At 71.1% G+C, this 15,274-nt stretch carries 18 protein-coding genes and 1 riboswitch; of the genes, 10 read left to right on the top strand and 8 right to left on the bottom strand.

Annotated features, from left to right (window positions below; genetic code table 11):
- Positions 1 to 145: 145 nt before the first annotated feature.
- Positions 146 to 973, bottom strand: coding sequence for a DUF3558 domain-containing protein (locus tag ACFWV8_RS00155; protein ID WP_384196593.1), 828 nt, complete (start codon positions 971 to 973; stop codon positions 146 to 148).
- 254 nt (positions 974 to 1,227) lie between these two features.
- Between ACFWV8_RS00155 and ACFWV8_RS00160 the strand changes: the two genes are divergently transcribed.
- A complete protein-coding gene (locus ACFWV8_RS00160) occupies positions 1,228 to 2,412 on the top strand; it encodes an RtcB family protein (RefSeq protein ID WP_384196595.1) in 1,185 nt (394 codons plus the stop codon).
- Between the two features lie 71 nt (positions 2,413 to 2,483).
- Here ACFWV8_RS00160 and ACFWV8_RS00165 read toward each other — a convergent pair whose 3' ends face one another.
- The 3 genes from ACFWV8_RS00165 to ACFWV8_RS00175 all read right to left on the bottom strand — a co-directional run bounded on the left by ACFWV8_RS00165 (position 2,484) and on the right by ACFWV8_RS00175 (position 4,314).
- Positions 2,484 to 3,032, bottom strand: a complete 549-nt coding sequence (locus tag ACFWV8_RS00165) for a DinB family protein (RefSeq protein ID WP_384196596.1) — start codon at positions 3,030 to 3,032, stop codon at positions 2,484 to 2,486.
- Between the two features lie 103 nt (positions 3,033 to 3,135).
- Entirely contained in the window at positions 3,136 to 3,912 is a 777-nt protein-coding gene (locus ACFWV8_RS00170) for an SDR family NAD(P)-dependent oxidoreductase (RefSeq protein ID WP_384196598.1), read from the bottom strand.
- Positions 3,913 to 3,978: 66 nt separating this feature from the next.
- A complete protein-coding gene (locus tag ACFWV8_RS00175; protein WP_384196600.1) occupies positions 3,979 to 4,314 on the bottom strand; it encodes a YnfA family protein in 336 nt (111 codons plus the stop codon).
- A gap of 107 nt (positions 4,315 to 4,421) precedes the next feature.
- Between ACFWV8_RS00175 and ACFWV8_RS00180 the strand changes: the two genes are divergently transcribed.
- On the top strand, positions 4,422 to 4,910 hold the full coding sequence (locus ACFWV8_RS00180; protein ID WP_384196895.1) for a hypothetical protein: 489 nt from the start codon (positions 4,422 to 4,424) through the stop codon (positions 4,908 to 4,910).
- Positions 4,911 to 4,967: 57 nt separating this feature from the next.
- Here ACFWV8_RS00180 and ACFWV8_RS00185 read toward each other — a convergent pair whose 3' ends face one another.
- Entirely contained in the window at positions 4,968 to 5,702 is a 735-nt protein-coding gene (locus ACFWV8_RS00185) for a Mut7-C RNAse domain-containing protein (protein ID WP_384196601.1), read from the bottom strand.
- Between the two features lie 119 nt (positions 5,703 to 5,821).
- Positions 5,822 to 6,346 (bottom strand): GNAT family N-acetyltransferase, encoded by a 525-nt coding sequence (locus ACFWV8_RS00190; protein WP_384196603.1) that lies wholly within the window; start codon positions 6,344 to 6,346, stop codon positions 5,822 to 5,824.
- Between the two features lie 51 nt (positions 6,347 to 6,397).
- On the opposite strand from ACFWV8_RS00190, the gene ACFWV8_RS00195 reads away from it, so the two are divergent.
- Positions 6,398 to 7,042 carry a hypothetical protein gene (locus tag ACFWV8_RS00195; RefSeq protein WP_384196604.1) on the top strand — a complete coding sequence of 215 codons (645 nt, stop codon included), beginning with the start codon at positions 6,398 to 6,400 and terminating at the stop codon, positions 7,040 to 7,042.
- Between the two features lie 32 nt (positions 7,043 to 7,074).
- Here ACFWV8_RS00195 and ACFWV8_RS00200 read toward each other — a convergent pair whose 3' ends face one another.
- Positions 7,075 to 7,884: a DUF6597 domain-containing transcriptional factor gene (locus tag ACFWV8_RS00200; RefSeq protein WP_384196605.1), complete on the bottom strand. Its 810-nt coding sequence runs from the start codon at positions 7,882 to 7,884 to the stop codon at positions 7,075 to 7,077.
- Between the two features lie 622 nt (positions 7,885 to 8,506).
- Between ACFWV8_RS00200 and ACFWV8_RS00205 the strand changes: the two genes are divergently transcribed.
- The 4 genes from ACFWV8_RS00205 (at position 8,507) to ACFWV8_RS00220 (ending at position 12,862) form a co-directional block, all read left to right on the top strand.
- Positions 8,507 to 9,598: a PucR family transcriptional regulator gene (locus tag ACFWV8_RS00205; RefSeq protein ID WP_384196606.1), complete on the top strand. Its 1,092-nt coding sequence runs from the start codon at positions 8,507 to 8,509 to the stop codon at positions 9,596 to 9,598.
- A gap of 116 nt (positions 9,599 to 9,714) precedes the next feature.
- A complete protein-coding gene (locus tag ACFWV8_RS00210) occupies positions 9,715 to 10,110 on the top strand; it encodes a DUF1992 domain-containing protein (RefSeq protein ID WP_384196607.1) in 396 nt (131 codons plus the stop codon).
- A 293-nt stretch (positions 10,111 to 10,403) separates the two neighbouring features.
- Complete coding sequence (locus ACFWV8_RS00215; protein WP_384196608.1) at positions 10,404 to 11,846, top strand: hemolysin family protein; 1,443 nt, start codon at positions 10,404 to 10,406, stop codon at positions 11,844 to 11,846.
- Complete coding sequence (locus ACFWV8_RS00220) at positions 11,843 to 12,862, top strand: hemolysin family protein (protein WP_384196609.1); 1,020 nt, start codon at positions 11,843 to 11,845, stop codon at positions 12,860 to 12,862. The genes ACFWV8_RS00215 and ACFWV8_RS00220 overlap by 4 nt, the downstream gene beginning before the upstream one ends.
- An 8-nt stretch (positions 12,863 to 12,870) precedes the next feature.
- Here the strand turns inward: ACFWV8_RS00220 and ACFWV8_RS00225 are convergent, their stop codons facing one another.
- Entirely contained in the window at positions 12,871 to 13,533 is a 663-nt protein-coding gene (locus ACFWV8_RS00225) for a histidine phosphatase family protein (RefSeq protein ID WP_384196610.1), read from the bottom strand.
- A gap of 114 nt (positions 13,534 to 13,647) precedes the next feature.
- Positions 13,648 to 13,739, top strand: a riboswitch (cobalamin riboswitch).
- A gap of 59 nt (positions 13,740 to 13,798) precedes the next feature.
- Between ACFWV8_RS00225 and ACFWV8_RS00230 the strand changes: the two genes are divergently transcribed.
- From ACFWV8_RS00230 to kdpF, 3 genes are all read left to right on the top strand, one after another.
- On the top strand, positions 13,799 to 14,035 hold the full coding sequence (locus ACFWV8_RS00230) for a CbtB domain-containing protein (protein WP_031230106.1): 237 nt from the start codon (positions 13,799 to 13,801) through the stop codon (positions 14,033 to 14,035).
- Positions 14,036 to 14,042: 7 nt separating this feature from the next.
- A complete protein-coding gene (locus tag ACFWV8_RS00235) occupies positions 14,043 to 14,894 on the top strand; it encodes a CbtA family protein (protein ID WP_384196611.1) in 852 nt (283 codons plus the stop codon).
- 288 nt (positions 14,895 to 15,182) lie between these two features.
- Positions 15,183 to 15,272 carry a K(+)-transporting ATPase subunit F gene (kdpF, locus tag ACFWV8_RS00240; RefSeq protein ID WP_384196612.1) on the top strand — a complete coding sequence of 30 codons (90 nt, stop codon included), beginning with the start codon at positions 15,183 to 15,185 and terminating at the stop codon, positions 15,270 to 15,272.
- The last annotated feature ends 2 nt before the right edge of the window (positions 15,273 to 15,274 follow it).

Genomic DNA, 15,274 nt, shown 5'->3' on the forward strand with positions numbered 1-15,274 from the left:
GGTTCCTTCAGAGTTCCTTGAGTCGATAGTCGTACGGTCCGATCGGCCACGGTAACCGCCCGGGGCACGACTCAGGGCTCGGGCGGCGGACTCGGCGACGGGCGTGCACCCGGCGGGAAGGCGGCCCCGGCCCCTTCGCCCGCCCCTACTCGTTGAGCTGGTCGGCCAGCTTCCGGGCCAGTCCCCGGGCCTTTTCCTGCAGTTCCTTGCTGTCGGGGACCGTCGTCGGGTGGGCCGGCTGCTCCGCGTACCGCACCGTCACGACCACATTCGATGTGCGAAACACCACGCTGACCGTACGGCGCTTGGCGGCCGAGCCGGACGGGGCGAAGACGTCGTCCACGAAGGCCGCGTCCCCGAGGTCGTCCAGCAGGCGGGGCTGGAGGCCGGGGGGCGGGGTGGTCCTGGCGGGGCTGGTGGTCGTGCCGCTGTTGGGGGTCTTGCCGTCGGACGGGGACCCGGAGGGGGATCCGGACGGCTTTCCCTCCGGTGACCCGGACGGACCCGGCTCGTCCTTCGGTCCGTCGACCGGAGGCGGCAGGGACGCGCCGTCCTCCTTCTTCGCGTACACCTCCTGCGCCTTGTCGGCGTCGCTCACCGCCGGGTCGTAGGACACGACGCGCTCGACGTCGATCACCAGATGGTGCGAGGCGCTCGGGGCGTCCGCCGACCAGGAGCACCCGACGCGGCGATCGGTGTCGTACGTCACCGCCGCCGTGCCCTTGAACACCTTCTCCTGCTCGTCCTCGGGGAGCTGCCCGGCGCCCGGCAGCAGATCCCGCAGCGTGGCGCGGTCCACCGACCCGCACGGCTCACGCAGCGTGCGGTACTTGCCGGGGGGCGCGGTGGTCGTGGTGGAGACACCGGCCTTGGCGTCGATGTCGGAGCCGTCGCCGTCGGTACCGGAGGTGCATCCCGCGACGAGCGTCACGAGCAGCGCCGCCAGGCCGGGTACGTACGCCTTTCGCTGCACGGTCCCTGGGCTCCTTATCTACGTGATGTGGACATGAGTTCTAGTGGTCGCACTGGTGAGAACTACGCAGGTGCCGCGCTGGTTCCTGGTTCCGCGCACATGGCGAGTTCATGCAAAAAGGGTTTGCCGCCGCGTGGCGTGCGGTGGACACAATGTCTACCGCACGCATTGCCGTGGATGCCGGTCCGCTGTCTGTTTTGGTGGTCCTGGACGCGGTTTTTGCTCTTTCAGACTTTCGGGGGAATAGAGGAAATATGTCGTACGTGGAAGTGCCGGGCGAGAATGTCCCCATCCGGATGTGGACGGACCCCGCCTCGGTCGAGGACGTCGCGATGCAGCAGCTCCGGAACGTCGCGACGCTGCCCTGGATCAAGGGCCTCGCGGTCATGCCCGACGTCCACTTCGGCAAGGGCGCCACCGTCGGCTCGGTCATCGCGATGCAGGGCGCGGTCTGCCCGGCCGCGGTGGGCGTGGACATCGGATGCGGCATGTCGGCGGTCAAGACGTCCCTGACGGCGAACCACCTCCCGGGCGACCTCTCCCGCCTCCGCTCCCGGATCGAGCAGGCCATTCCGGTGGGGCGCGGGATGCATGACGACCTGGTCGAGCCGGACGCCGTGCTCGGCGCGCGCTGGGACGACTTCTGGAAGCGGTTCGACGGGATCGCGGAATCGGTCAAATTCCGTCAGCAGCGGGCGGTAAGGCAGATGGGAACGCTCGGTGCGGGCAACCACCACATCGAGGTGAACGTCGATTCCGCGGGCTCGGTCTGGCTCACACTGCACTCCGGCTCCCGGAACATCGGCAACGAGCTTGCCGAGTACCACATCGGCGTGGCCCAGTCGCTCGCCCACAACCAGGGGCTGGTCGACGGGGACCTGGCGGTCTTCCTCTCGGACACGCCGCAGATGGCGGCATACCGGAACGACCTGTTCTGGGCGCAGGAGTACGCGAAGTACAACCGCGCGATCATGATGAGTCTGCTCAAGGACGTACTCAGCAAGGAGTTCAAGAGGGCGCGGGTGACCTTCGAGCAGGAGATCAGCTGCCATCACAACTACGTTGCCGAGGAGCGTTATGACGGCGTGGACCTGCTGGTGACGCGCAAGGGTGCGATCCGGGCGGGCAGCGGCGACCTCGGGATCATCCCCGGCTCGATGGCCACCGGCACGTACATCGTGAAGGGCCTCGGCAACAGCGCGGCGTTCAACTCGGCGTCGCACGGGGCGGGTCGGCGGATGAGCCGCAACGCGGCGAAGAAGCGCTTCACGACCAAGGACCTGGAGGAGCAGACGCGGGGCGTGGAGTGTCGTAAGGACTCCGGTGTCGTGGACGAGATCCCGGGGGCGTACAAGCCCATCGAGAAGGTCATCGACCAGCAGCGGGATCTCGTCAAGGTCGTGGCGAAGCTCAAGCAGGTCGTGTGCGTAAAGGGCTGACGAGGCGGTACGGGGGATGTGGCGGTGCCGCGTACGGCGGCACCGCCACAGCCGTGCCGTGAGCGGCCGTGCTACGAGTCGGCGGACCTCGTCGACGTCTGGTAGGCGCGTTGGGTCAGGCCGATTTCCGCGACGTTCTTCGTCAGTTCGAAGTTGAGCCAGCTCGCCACGTGGACCAGTTCCACGCCCTCGCCCCACGGCAGTCCCGCCGTCCGGTCCTTCGAGTCCAGGTCCGCGTCCGTGAGTTGGAGCAGCTCCGTGCGCCAGGAGTCCTTCAGCGAGGTCAGCCACTCGGTCGTGGCCTCCGTCGTGCCCGGCCAGTGGATGGACTCGCGGGGCGGGGCCTCGGTCCCGAAGCAGTGGGTGAGCGTGGTGGTCCACCAGAAGCCGATGTGCCAGGTGAGCCAGGCGATCGAGGTGCTGGGGACCGGGTCGGGCTCGGGGACCTGCCAGTCGGCGACCCAGTTGCCTTCGGGGTCCTGGCGGACGGTCCAGCAGTCGGTGGAGGGTTCCCAGAGGGATGCGCGGTCGTCCAGGTCCTTGAGGAAGTACTCGAACAGCGCCCAGGACATGTCGAGTTGGCGGACCAGCAGATCTACGCGGGGGACTGGCGTCGTCATGACGGGGAGCGTTCCACCGGGACCGGCGGGCGGCAAACGAGTTTCGCCGGTGCGCGGTGTGGTGCCGCGACCGTACCGCCGGGCACGCTGACGCGCCCCGCGGTCATGAAAGCTCCCTGTGCACCTTGGTGTTGGAGGCCTGCGCCCGGGGGCGGACCACCAGCAGGTCGATGTTGACGTGGTGCGGCCGGGTCACCGCCCAGGTGATGGTGTCGGCCACGTCGTCCGCGCTCAGCGGCTCGGCGACGCCCTCGTACACCTTCTCCGCCCGCGCGGTGTCCCCGCGGAAGCGCGTGGTGGCGAACTCCTCCGTCTTGACCATGCCGGGCGCCACCTCGATGACGCGGACCGGGGTGCCGACGATCTCCAGGCGCAGCGTCTCGGCCAGGACGTGCTCGGCGTGCTTGGCCGCCACGTAACCGCCGCCGCCCTCGTACGTGGCGAAGCCGGCGGTCGAGGAGAGGATCACCACTGTGCCGTTGCCGCTCGCGGTGAGGGCGGGGAGCAGGGCCTGGGTGGTGTGGAGCGTGCCGATGACGTTCGTCTCGAACATCCGCCGCCAGTCGTCCGGGTCACCGCTGGCGACCGGGTCGGCGCCGAGCGCGCCGCCCGCGTTGGCGACCAGCACGTCGACGGACGGGAGACGGCCGAGTCCGGCGGCGAAGGCGTCGACGGCCGCGCGGTCGGTGACGTCGAGGACATGGGCGGTGGCGGAGTGCCCGGCCGCGTTGATCTCGGCGGCCACCGCCTCGATGCGGTCCTTGCGGCGGGCGGTCAGGACGACGTGATGGCCCGCGGCGGCGAGTTGGCGGGCGGTGGCGGCTCCGATACCGCTGCTCGCTCCGGTGACGACGGCGGTGGGGGTACCGGCGACGGTCATGGCGTGCTCCTCGCGCGTGTGGACGACTGATCGACTTGGCTCGCCAGGATAGGCACGCGGTGCGGCTCAGTGATTGCGCGGGGCGTAGATGAGGACGGCCATGCCGGCGAGGCAGATCAGCGCGCCGATGATGTCGTAGCGGTCGGGGCGGTAGCCGTCGGCGACCACGCCCCACGCGATCGAGCCGGCGACGAAGACGCCGCCGTACGCCGCGAGGATGCGGCCGAACTCGCCGTCCGGCTGGAGGGTGGCGACGAAGCCGTACAGGCCGAGCGCGATGACTCCGGCGCCGATCCAGATCCAGCCCTTGTGTTCGCGTACGCCCTGCCAGACGAGCCAGGCACCGCCGATCTCGAAGAGGGCGGCGACGGCGAAGAGGGCGACGGAGCGGGCCACGAGCATGGGCTCAGCCTGCCATGCGGGTGGAAGACGAATCGACACACTGATGGTTGGTCAAATAAGGGAGGGTTCGCCGATATCTTCACATTATGCGAGTTATGTGTAAGGTGATGTTGGTGGTGTCGACCACGGCCGTGGTCCTTTCGATGAGCGCGGGGACGGGCGTGGGCGTGGGCGTCGGCCCGGGTACCGGCGTGCCCGCCGAACAGCGACCGGTCGAGGCCGACGTGGCCCACCACGGGCACATCTCCTTGTCGGGCGGACGCCTCGCCCTGCGGCTCTCGACCGGCAACCACGGCCCGTCGGACCTGGCCGGCGTGACCGCCCGGCTGGGCTTCTCGGTACCGCTGGCCGCCGGACAGAAGCTGCCGGAGGCCTGTCTGTGGGGCGGGGACCAGGTCGTGTACTGCCGGGCCGGCGCGCTGCGTGCGGACGGGCGGGGCAGCGAGGTCCTGCTCGACCTGCGGACGGTCGGGGACCCCGCCGAGGTGTCCGTGGACATCACCACCGTGTGGAACGGTGGCGCCGACGACGGCAACCCGGACAACGACAAGCACCACGTGCTCGTCCCGGCCACCGGCGACCTGTACGTCTACTGAGGCACGCGGTCTGCGGTCGGCGGCACGCGGTCGACGGCCCGCGCCGGAGACCGCCAACTAGGCTGCCGCGCCCCCGAATTCGCGTACGGCCTCCTCGACGATCGCCGCCAGACGCGTGTGGTGCGCGCCGCGCCAGTAGACCTTGCCGCACTCCGTGCACTGCGCGAAGACGTCGTACGTACGCTGCGTGCCCTCCTCCAGCCTGCCCTCGACCGAGTCCTTGTCGGCGGGCCCCAGCCGGCCGTTGCAGGCCGTGCAGCGGGTCCAGGGGGCGAGCGCCGGCGCGAACCGTTCCAGTACGTCCCGGAGCTGGTCCTCCGTGCGGTCGCTGTAGATGTACGCCCCCGCCCAGATCTCCCGGCGCCGCAGCAGCCCCCGGTCGCGGGAGAGCATGACGCGCCGCTCCTTCGCCGAGAGTGTGGCCAGCGCCGGATCGCCGATGTCCTCGCTCTCGTATGCCGCGTCGATGCCCAGCAGCCGCATCCGGCGCGCGAGGGTGCCGAGGTGGACGTCGAGGAGGAAGCGCAGCGGCGCCCCCGGGACGCGCTGCGGCCGGACCACCGCCCGTACCTCCACCGACTCGCCCGCCGACGGGATGTGCGACGTGGCCACCGGGCGTCCGTCCACCAGGAGTTGACCGGCCTCGGTGAGCGGGACGCCGAGGGATTCGACGACATGGCCGAGCGTGGACGAGCCGTCCGTGGCCACGGTCGTGCGCCCGCCGCGCCGCCCTGTCGGGAGGAAGCCGTGCAGCTCAGGGGCGAAGGTGAGGTGGATCTCCGGTCCGTTCACGTCGTCAGCATGACACCGGGCCGTGAGGCGGGCCAGAGCTTTCCGCGCGGCCGGGCGTGACGCGCGCGCTTCGGTCCGAGTCGGTCCACGCCGGTCACCTCACCCCGTCTCGCTCCGCCTCAGTCCGCTTCGAGGTCGAGCCGCCACTCGTTGCACCGCATCGTGTGGCCGACCGGATACTCGAAGTCGCTCTCCCCGAGCAGTTCGAAGCCCACCCTGCGGCACACCGCGTTCGAGGCTCCGTTGCCCACCGACGGGAACGCCATCAGAAAGCGGTGCTTGTGCTCCGCCTGCGCCCGCTCCACCACCGCCCGTGTCCCGGCCACCGCGAGCCCTCGCCCCTGGAACCCTCCGAGCACGCTCCAGCCCGTCTCGTACACGTCCTGCCCCTGCCAGGTGCTCTCCCAGAAGCCGGTGTTCCCCACCGACTCCCCGCCCGGCAGCAGGACGATCCGGAACATCCGCCCCTTGCCCGTCCGGTCGGCGCTCAGGGTCACATACCTCCAGTGCCTGGTCAGCAGCTGTTCCTCGGTCTCGGGGCCGCCGAGATGCTCCATCAGCTCAGGCGCGTTCGCGGCGCGCAGGAGCCCGAGATCCTCCTCGGCCCATGGCTCCAGCCGCACCCGGGGTGATTTCATCTCCATGAAACCGACTGTAGATCGAGGCACTGACAACGGAGCGGGAGGTGCGGTCGCGTGAGCTGCACAGGGGTCTGGTCGGTCGGCGCCGTACCCGACGCCGAGGTCGTCGCCCTGCCCGCCCGGTTCGCGCATGCCGACGAGACCTGGACCGTCCCGGACGGCTGCGCCGACGATCTGCGCTGGTGGCTGGGCGGCGGCGACCGCGAGCCGTACTTCACACCGAAACCGACCGCCGCCGCCCGCCGCTTCGCGGCGCTCGCGCGCGGCGGCGGCCCCACCGCGCCCGCCGTGGTGGCCATGAAGGACGCCGCGGCTGACCTGCTGCGGCAGGCCGCCGCCGACGGCGCGACCGATCCGGACGCTCTGTTCACCGTGGCCGTACGCGACGGGGAGCCCGCGACCGCGCTGCACCACGGCCTCGGTACGGAGGCGTCGTCCCAGCTTCCGGGCTGGTTCGGGGACTTCCTGCTGGCGGCCGAAGAGGTGCGGGGCGCGCTTCCGGGCGCCGAGTCCGTGCTGGCCGTGACGGGGCCGCGCCGTACGGAGGTGCTCGCCCGTGTCGAGGCCTGGGCGTACGGCATGACAGGCGCGGTGGAGGGTGAGTTCGACGCCGCCGGGCTGCTGGCCGGGCCGCTGCGGGTGCTGCGGTACGCCGCCGCGCACGGCCGGGGCGTTGTCGCGGTGACCGGCACCCGCTGAACCGAAGGCGTCGGCGGCGCGGGCAGGACCGGCTACTGAACCCCGCGCGCGTACGCCGTCGGCGGCACCCCCACCGTCGCCGTGAAGTCCCGCACCAGATGCGCCTGGTCGCTGTAGCCCAACTCGGCGGCCAGCGCCGCCCAGTCGAGCTCCCCGGCCGCCTCGGCGCGCTCCAGCGCGTCGTGGATACGGTGGCGGAGGATGACCCACTTCGGTCCGACCCCCACGTACGTGGCGAACAGCCGCTGCAACGAGCGCACCGACAGACCGGCCGCCGACGCCAGTTCCGCCGCCCGCCGGATCGTGCGGTCCTCACCGACCAGGCGGACCACCCGCATCGCCTCGTCGGCCTGCGGGTCCGGCCGGGCGCCCAGCCCCAGCAGATACGTGTCGAGCGCGGCGACCCGCGCGTCCTCCTCAGGAGGATCCAGAACCGCGGCGACGTCCGCGTCCGTCGCGGACAGCACCTCGGCGACGGGCACCCGCCGCCCCGACCACCGGGACACCGGCCACGCGGGCGCGAAGGGCCGGAAGCCGCCGGGGCGGAACTTCACCCCGCACACCCGCCCGTCCGCCGCCAGCTTCTGGGTGAACAGTTCGAGGCCGATGCCCGCGACCTCGCCCCAGGGCGGCGCCGTGCCGAACCGCTGGAAGACCACGTTCACCGAGGGGTGCGGGACGACGTGGGAGGCGTACGGCTCCGACAGGTCCCAGTCGATCAGCCAGTACGACTCCACGTACCCGCGCAGCTCGGGCGCCGGCTGACGGCGGCGGAAATCGACCCGTGCGAAGAGCCCGGAGGCATCGACGATGCCACGTGTGCCGCGCCGTGGAGCTGTCATGGCCGGATCCTATGTCGCGTTTGTTCAATACGGGCCGGGGCGCCGACCCCGTGCGACGAGTACGACGTGCACGGGCTGCGGGACCCCGGGCGCGGAGGAAGGGCGCGCGGGGGCCATGAACATGCCCGCGCGGGCTGTCGGGGCGATGGCACTCGGCGATCTGACCGCGCACGCCTGGGACGTGGCCCGCGCGACGGGCCACTCTTCGGGGAGCCCGTCCCGGTGGGCGAGGACGCGACCCTCTTCGATTCGCTGCTGGCGCTGACGGGCCGGAATCCGCGGTGGCGGCCGGCGCGTAGTCCGGGTCGTCCGTGGCCCGGCCCGGGTCACCCCGCCGGGGAGGAATGTGTGCGGCGGCCGTACGAGTTGTGACCTCCGTACGAGCCGCCGTCGGACCGGCTCCGGATGCCGGAGTGCGAGTGCGCGCACTCCGGCACCGGAATCCGTCCCCCGTTTTCCGTGGTGTGATCCTGTCACTTGAGAGGCCGTGCGCGCACTGCCGGATCCCGGCAATCTTTACGCGTTCTTAATGCCGGGTGCCTTCGCCGGATCGGGCTCTGACAAGCTGGATGGCACCCGCGTTAAGAACGCGTCAGGACAGATCAGGAAGCCGGGGGCCCAGATGGCGGAGCAGACGACAGGCCGGACCACGGACCAGGGACCCCTCCAGGAGTACCTGACCGGCTACGACCGGATTCTCTCCGAGGTCTCGGTGACCGGGCGCCGCCTCACCCGCGACGAACTCGACTCGCGCCGCGCACTGGGCGAGCAGGCCGCCGAGGCCGGGCACGGCCTGCGGGCGCTCGTCAGCGGGCATCTGACCGCCACCCGCGCCGCCTGGCCCGTCTCGTCGGCGAGCGCGGCGTCCGCCGACAGCGTCCTCGCCGCCGTCGAGCAGGCCGTCGACGCGTTCGCCGAGGGGTACGAGCGGGCCCAGCGGATCGCCGTACGCCGGGAGGAGGCGTCGCGGCGCGAGTTCATCGACGACCTGCTGCACGGCCGCAGCGACCTGGGCAGGCTCGCCGAGCGGGCAGGACGGTTCGGGCTCCAGCTCTCCCACGCGCACACGGTGGCCGTGGCCGTCGGGGAGGCCGCCTACGCGGAGACGGACCCCGTCACCCGCAGCATCGAACTCGCCCTCGTCTCCCGCTTCGGCGACCGCCGCATCCTGCTGACCACCAAGGACGGGCGGCTCATCTGCGTCGCGCCCGCCGACCAGAGCGACGTTCTCACGTACTTCGCGAAGCAGGCGCACGCGGCGACGGACGGCGGGCGGGTCGCCATCGGGCGCGCGCACCCGGGCGCGGGCGGGGTGGTGCAGTCGTACGAGGAGGCCCTCAACGCGCACGACCTGGCCGACCGCATGGGGCTGGACGAACCGGTGCTCCGCGCGGACGATCTGCTGGTCTACCCCGTGCTGAGCAGGGACCGGGAGGCGCTGACCGATCTCGTACGCAGTGCGCTCGGCCCTCTTAAAGAAGCGCGCGGCGGCGCCGGACCGCTGCTGGACACGTTGACTGCGTACTTCGACGCGGGGTGTGTGGCCGCGGAGGCGGCCCGGCGGCTGAATCTGAGCGTGCGGGCGCTGACGTACCGGCTGGAGCGTATACACAAGCTCACCGGGTCGGACCCTGCGGAGCCGTTCCACCGCTACACGCTCCAGACGGCGGTGATCGGCGCGCGGCTGCTGGACTGGCCGGGGAAGGACTTCTGAGCGTTCCGGCCCGCCCCTGCTCGCAGGCACTATGGAAGGGAGCCCGCCGGCAACCGCAGGCCACCGCCCCGAGCCACCGCCCGAGCCGCGGGTCCGGTCGAAGAGGAGGCCGCACGATGACCGAGCGCAAGCCACCCGGCATCACCTTCGAGACCTGGGTCGACAGACAGATCCGGGAGGCGGCGGAGCGCGGCGCCTTCGACGATCTGCCGGGGGCCGGTAAGCCGCTGGCGTCCGCGGACGCCCCGTACGACGAACTCTGGTGGATCAAGGGAAAGATGGAGCGGGAGGGAATCTCCTACGCGCCGCCGACGCTCATGCTCCGTAAGGAGGTCGAGGACGCGGTCGTCGCCGCCAGCGAGGCCGCTTCGGAGGCGCAGGCGCGGCGGATCATCACCGACATCAACGAGCGGATCCGCGCCGCGCTCGCCAGGCCGCACGCCGGGCCGCCGCTCAACAAGAAGCCGTACGACATCGAGGAGATCGCCGCCGAGTGGCGCGAGCGTCACTGAGCGTCGTCCGTCCGTCCCGCGTCTCACAGCCGTCAGGCCCCTCTCGGACCTGCCGGACCCGTCAGACCTGTCGGGCCGGCGGGGTGACTTCAGTCACTCTTGGTCACCACGCCGAGCACTCCCATTTCATTTGCCATTCCTTTACCATGATGTTCCGTCCCTTCTGGCCGATCGTGGCGCGGGGACACTCCGACCGACCAAGAAGGAAGCAGCAGTTCCCCGATGGAGCCTCCTAGTACCAGCCGTGCCAGTTCCTCTCCGCATCATCGGACCAGCGGGGCGGGGGTGGCACGGTGACCGAGATCTTCCTTCTCCTGATCGCTCTCGCGCTGACCCTCGCCTGCGCCGTCTTCGTGGCCGCCGAGTTCTCCCTGACCACCGTCGAGCGCGACAGCCTGGAGCGCGCCGCGGCCGCCGGTGAGCGCGGTGCCGAAGGCGCCCTGAAGGCCGTCCGGCGGCTCACGTTCCAGCTGTCCGGCGCGCAGCTGGGCATCACCGTCACCTCCCTGGTCATCGGCATGCTCGCCGAGCCCTCCATGGCCGTGCTGCTGCGCGGTCCGCTGAAGGCCGTCGGCCTCGGCTCGGCCGCCTCGGTCGTGGCCACCGTCCTCGGCGTCGTGATCTCCACCGTCGTACTGATGGTCATCGGCGAACTCGTCCCCAAGAACTGGGCGATCTCCCGGCCGCTGGCCGTCGCCAAGGTCGTCGCGGGCCCGCAGCGCGGGTTCACCGCCGCCTTCGGCCCGCTCATCCGGCATCTCAACAGCACGGCGAACCGTGTCGTCCGGCGTATGGGCCTGGAGCCCACCGACGAACTGGCCTCCGCCCGTACACCCGACGAGCTGATCTCGCTGGCCAGGCACTCCGCCGCCGAGGGCGCGCTGGAGCAGGACTCGGCCGAGCTCTTCGTTAGGACACTGCGGCTCGGCGAGCTGACCGCCGAGAACGTGATGACGCCACGCGTCGACGTCCAGGCGCTGGAGGCGGGTGCGACAGCGGCCGACGCGGCCAACCTGACGTACGCCACCGGCCTCTCCCGCTTCCCCGTCTACCGCGACACCCTGGACGAGGTGATCGGCACGGTCCACATCCGTGACGTCCTCGCCCTGGACCCCGAGCGGCGTGCCCAGGTGTCCGTCACCGAGCTGGCCACCGAGCCGCTGCTGGTGCCCGACACCCTGACCGCCGACCGGCTGCTGGACCGTCTGCGAGCCTCGCGCACGATGGCCCTCGTCATCGACGAGTACGGCGGCACGGCCGGCGTGGCCACCATGGAGGACATCGTCGAGGAGGTCGTCGGCGAGGTGCGCGACGAGCACGACCCCGTCGAGACCCCCGACCTGCTGCCCGCGCCGCCGGACGAGGCCGGGCTCGCGACCTGGGAGGCGGACGGCAGCGTACGGATCGACGAGTTGGCGCGGATCGGGCTGGTCGCCCCTGAGGGACCGTACGAGACCGTCGCCGGGCTCGTCGCGGCCCGCCTGGAACGCATCCCCGTCGAGGGCGACACGGTCGAACTGGACGGGTGGCGGCTGGATGTTCTGGACATCGAGCACCACCGTGCGGACCGGGTGCACATCACCGAGCCGAACCCGGCCTACGGACACCTGCCCGAGCCCGGATCGGCCCTCGGACCCCGGACCGCGCATGAACCCGCAGTGGGGCCCGGAGCCGCGCCTGTAGCCCCGCCCGACACCGACAACCCCTCGCGCCAGTACGCCGGAGAAGCCCGATGACCGCCCTGCAACTCGCCATCGGCGCACTGACGCTGCTGACCAACGCCTTCTTCGTCGGCGCCGAGTTCGCCCTCATCGCCGTCCGCCGCAGCCAGATCGAACCGCACGCCCACAAGGGCGACAAGCGGGCACACACGGTGCTGTACGGGCTGGAACACCTGTCGGCCATGATGGCCACGGCCCAACTCGGCATCACCGTCTCCTCGCTGGTCCTCGGTGCCGTGGCCGAACCCGCCATCGCGCATCTGCTGGAGCCCGGCTTCGAGGCGGCGCGGGTGCCGGAGGCCCTGGTGCACCCGATCGCGTTCGTGATCGCGCTGACCGCGGCGACGTATCTGCACATGCTGTTCGGCGAGATGGTCCCGAAGAACATCGCGCTCGCCGCGCCGACCAGGACCGCGCTTCTGCTCGGTCCGCCCCTGGTCGGGCTGACGCGCGCGCTGCGCCCCCTGATCTTCGGCATCAACGCCTTCGCCAACCTCCTGCTGCGGCTGATCAAGGTGGAGCCCAAGAACGAGGTCGCCGCCGTCTTCAACGACGACGAACTCGCCCGTATGGTCGCCGTCTCCAGCGAGGCCGGGCTCCTGTCACCGGCCGACGGCGAACGGCTGCGGGACGCGCTGGAGCTGGGCACCCGCCCGGTCGGCGAACTCCTCGTACCGCTGCGCCGGATGGTCACCGTCGACCACCGGGTGACGCCCGAACAGCTGGAGCGGATCGCGTCGTCGGCCGGCTTCTCGCGGATACCGGTCACCGGGCCCGCCGGCGCCGTCATGGGCTATCTCCACATCAAGGACACCCTCGGCGTCGCCGACCGGACCAAGCCGTTCCCGCGCGCGACGCTGCACGCGGTGACACGGGTCCGGATCGACACCCCGCTGGACGACACGCTCACCGCGCTGCGGGCGGCCGACAGCCATCTCGCCGCGGTGACGGGCGAGGCGGGGACGGTGCTGGGCTTCGTGACCATGGAGGACGTGCTCGGCGAACTGGTGGGACCGGCCGCGGCGGCGTGACGTCGGCCTCAGTCACCTTGCGGACCTTGCGGACCTTGCGGATCTTGCAGGGGACGGCCGCTGCGCAGATTCCAGCGGCCGTCTCGCCCGCTCAACTCCGTGACCGTCAGCGGCCGTACGTCGATTCGCCAGAACACCCGCGTCGGCGCGCCGATCGCGTGCACCGTCAGCGCGCGTACGACATCGGGCTCGGCCACCGCGAGGACGCGCGCCGATCCGGGGCGCGCGTCCGTGCCCAACGGTTTCAACGCGCCTGGCGTGCCCAGCGCGTCGAGCCACCGGCCGATGCGGCCGTGCAGCGCATCCAGCGACTCCCCGCCGTGCGGCGCCGCCGCCGGGTCGGTCAGCCACGCGGCGACCGCCTCCGGCTCCGCGGCACCGACCTCGTCCAGCCGCTTCCCCTGCCAGCGGCCCATCGCGCACGTGCGCAGCTCGGCCAGCGGCTCCGCGACCAGGCCGAGCGCCTCGGCCGTCTGACGGCAGCGCACCGAAGGGGACGCGAACACCCGGTCCGCGGTGGCGCGTTGCTCGGCGACCGGGTGCGCGTCCCGTACGGCCTCGGCCTGACGCAGCCCGGCCGAGTCCAGCACGTCCAGCGGTCCGGCGCCGAAACGCGCCTCGCGCAGCGCGGTGCTGAGCGCCGGTGAGATGAGCGTCACGCGTAGGGTCATCGGCCTCTCCAGGGTCGTACGTCCACTGAACGCCGCCCGCCGCCGGGCGGAATCGCCCTCTTGGCCCGCCTGCCCGATCGCGGTACGTTCACGTCGATATCACGACGGCGAGACGGAAGTCCGGTGAGATTCCGGCACGGTCGCGCCACTGTATGCCGAGCAGCCCCGGCCGCGTACGCGCGGCGAGGCGGCCCGGTGAGTCAGACCCGATGGCCGTCGTGCGAGCTCCACTGAACGGGACGCGAGTTCCCAAGGAGGTTGTGCCGTGGCTGAGTCCATTGTGCCCCCGGCCGTTTCATCACCCGCCGGATCAGCGATATCGCCCCTGACTCCCTTGCCCCTGCGGGCGGTTCTGCCCTGGGCTGTCTTCGTGGGCACGCTGATGCTGGTGCTGCTGTACTTCGTCGGTGCCGAACAGGGCGCGACGTCGGTGTTCTCCGGGGCGGGTGTGCACGAGTGGGTGCACGACGGCCGTCATCTGCTCGGCTTCCCCTGCCACTGATCCCGCCATGCAGACATCCACCGTCAGAACCCTTCTGGTCCGCGGCATGATCGCGGGCGTCGTCGCCGGACTGCTCGCCTTCGCGCTCGCCTACGTGGTGGGGGAGCCGTCCATCGACTCCTCCATCGCCCTGGAGGAGTCGCAGTCCGCGCCGGCGCATGAGCACGACGACGCGGCCGGCGCGCCCGCGGCACCCGCCGAGGAAGAGGAGGAACTGGTCACGCGGCCGGTCCAGTCCACCTTCGGTCTCGCGACCGGCGTCCTCGTCTACGGAGTGGCCCTGGGCGGCATCGCCTCCCTGGCCTTCGCCATCTGTCTGGGCCGCGTCGGCCGGCTCCGCCCCCGCGCGACGGCCGCGCTGGTCGCGGGCGCCGCCTTCACCACCGTCTATCTGGTGCCGTTCCTCAAATACCCCGCGACGCCACCCGCCCTGGGCAATCCCGACACGATCGGCAAGCGCACGACGCTGTTCTTCCTGATGATCGTGCTCAGCGTGCTGGTCGCGGTCGTCGCCGTCATCGCCGGACGGCGGCTCGCGCCGGCGCTCGGCAACTGGAACGCGACCGTCGCCGCCGGCGGCGGCTATGTGGTGGTCATGGCCGTGGCCTGTCTGCTGCTTCCCGCCAACACCGACGCGGTCAAGGAGACCTTCCCGGCCGCGCTGCTCTGGGAGTTCAGGCTGGCCTCACTGGGGGTGCAGGCGCTGCTGTGGACGGCGTTCGGGCTGATCTTCGGCGCGCTGGCGGAGCGCGTACTGCGTCCCGAGGACGCCAGGGTCGTCGGGCAGGGCCCGGAGGCCGTAACGGGCGCATCGGGCGCATCGGACTCCTCGGGCGCGTCTGCCGCACGCGCCGGCTGACGCCGGAGGACGGCTCCCAGCGCCCGTATCGGACGCGCGCCCGGCAGGATTCCTGCCGGGCGCAAGTCATGTATGGGCCATCCGTGTATGAGATCCGTTAACCGCGCCTCTCCGGCCGTATGGGACCCGTCAACGTCAGCCGTCTTCCCGAGAAAAGACGCTTTCCTCTAGAGGTCCGTGATTTCTCGATCTCTTTCAGGAGTGCGCGATGGCCGATGTGGCCTTCGTTGTTGCCATGATCGCGGTGTTCGCGTTGGTGGCTTTCGTTGCCAGGGGGGTGGCGAAGCTGTGACCGCGGAGAACGTTGTCGGTCTCGTCATCGCCGTCGTACTGCTGGGCTATCTCGTCCTCGCCCTTCTGTTCCCGGAGAGGTTCTGAGT

The organism is Streptomyces sp. NPDC058665 (assembly GCF_042714995.1).
GTDB lineage: Bacteria > Actinomycetota > Actinomycetes > Streptomycetales > Streptomycetaceae > Streptomyces.

Coding starts and splice junctions, on each gene's coding strand:
- ACFWV8_RS00200 (WP_384196605.1), bottom strand. CDS start 7,884: ATGACAGCTCCACGGCGCGGCACACGTGGCATCGTCGATGCCTCCGGG.
- ACFWV8_RS00220 (WP_384196609.1), top strand. CDS start 11,843: ATGACCGCCCTGCAACTCGCCATCGGCGCACTGACGCTGCTGACCAAC.
- ACFWV8_RS00190 (WP_384196603.1), bottom strand. CDS start 6,346: ATGGAGATGAAATCACCCCGGGTGCGGCTGGAGCCATGGGCCGAGGAG.
- ACFWV8_RS00160 (WP_384196595.1), top strand. CDS start 1,228: ATGTCGTACGTGGAAGTGCCGGGCGAGAATGTCCCCATCCGGATGTGG.
- ACFWV8_RS00180 (WP_384196895.1), top strand. CDS start 4,422: ATGTTGGTGGTGTCGACCACGGCCGTGGTCCTTTCGATGAGCGCGGGG.
- ACFWV8_RS00170 (WP_384196598.1), bottom strand. CDS start 3,912: ATGACCGTCGCCGGTACCCCCACCGCCGTCGTCACCGGAGCGAGCAGC.
- ACFWV8_RS00235 (WP_384196611.1), top strand. CDS start 14,043: ATGCAGACATCCACCGTCAGAACCCTTCTGGTCCGCGGCATGATCGCG.
- ACFWV8_RS00175 (WP_384196600.1), bottom strand. CDS start 4,314: ATGCTCGTGGCCCGCTCCGTCGCCCTCTTCGCCGTCGCCGCCCTCTTC.
- ACFWV8_RS00165 (WP_384196596.1), bottom strand. CDS start 3,032: ATGACGACGCCAGTCCCCCGCGTAGATCTGCTGGTCCGCCAACTCGAC.
- ACFWV8_RS00225 (WP_384196610.1), bottom strand. CDS start 13,533: ATGACCCTACGCGTGACGCTCATCTCACCGGCGCTCAGCACCGCGCTG.
- ACFWV8_RS00205 (WP_384196606.1), top strand. CDS start 8,507: ATGGCGGAGCAGACGACAGGCCGGACCACGGACCAGGGACCCCTCCAG.
- ACFWV8_RS00210 (WP_384196607.1), top strand. CDS start 9,715: ATGACCGAGCGCAAGCCACCCGGCATCACCTTCGAGACCTGGGTCGAC.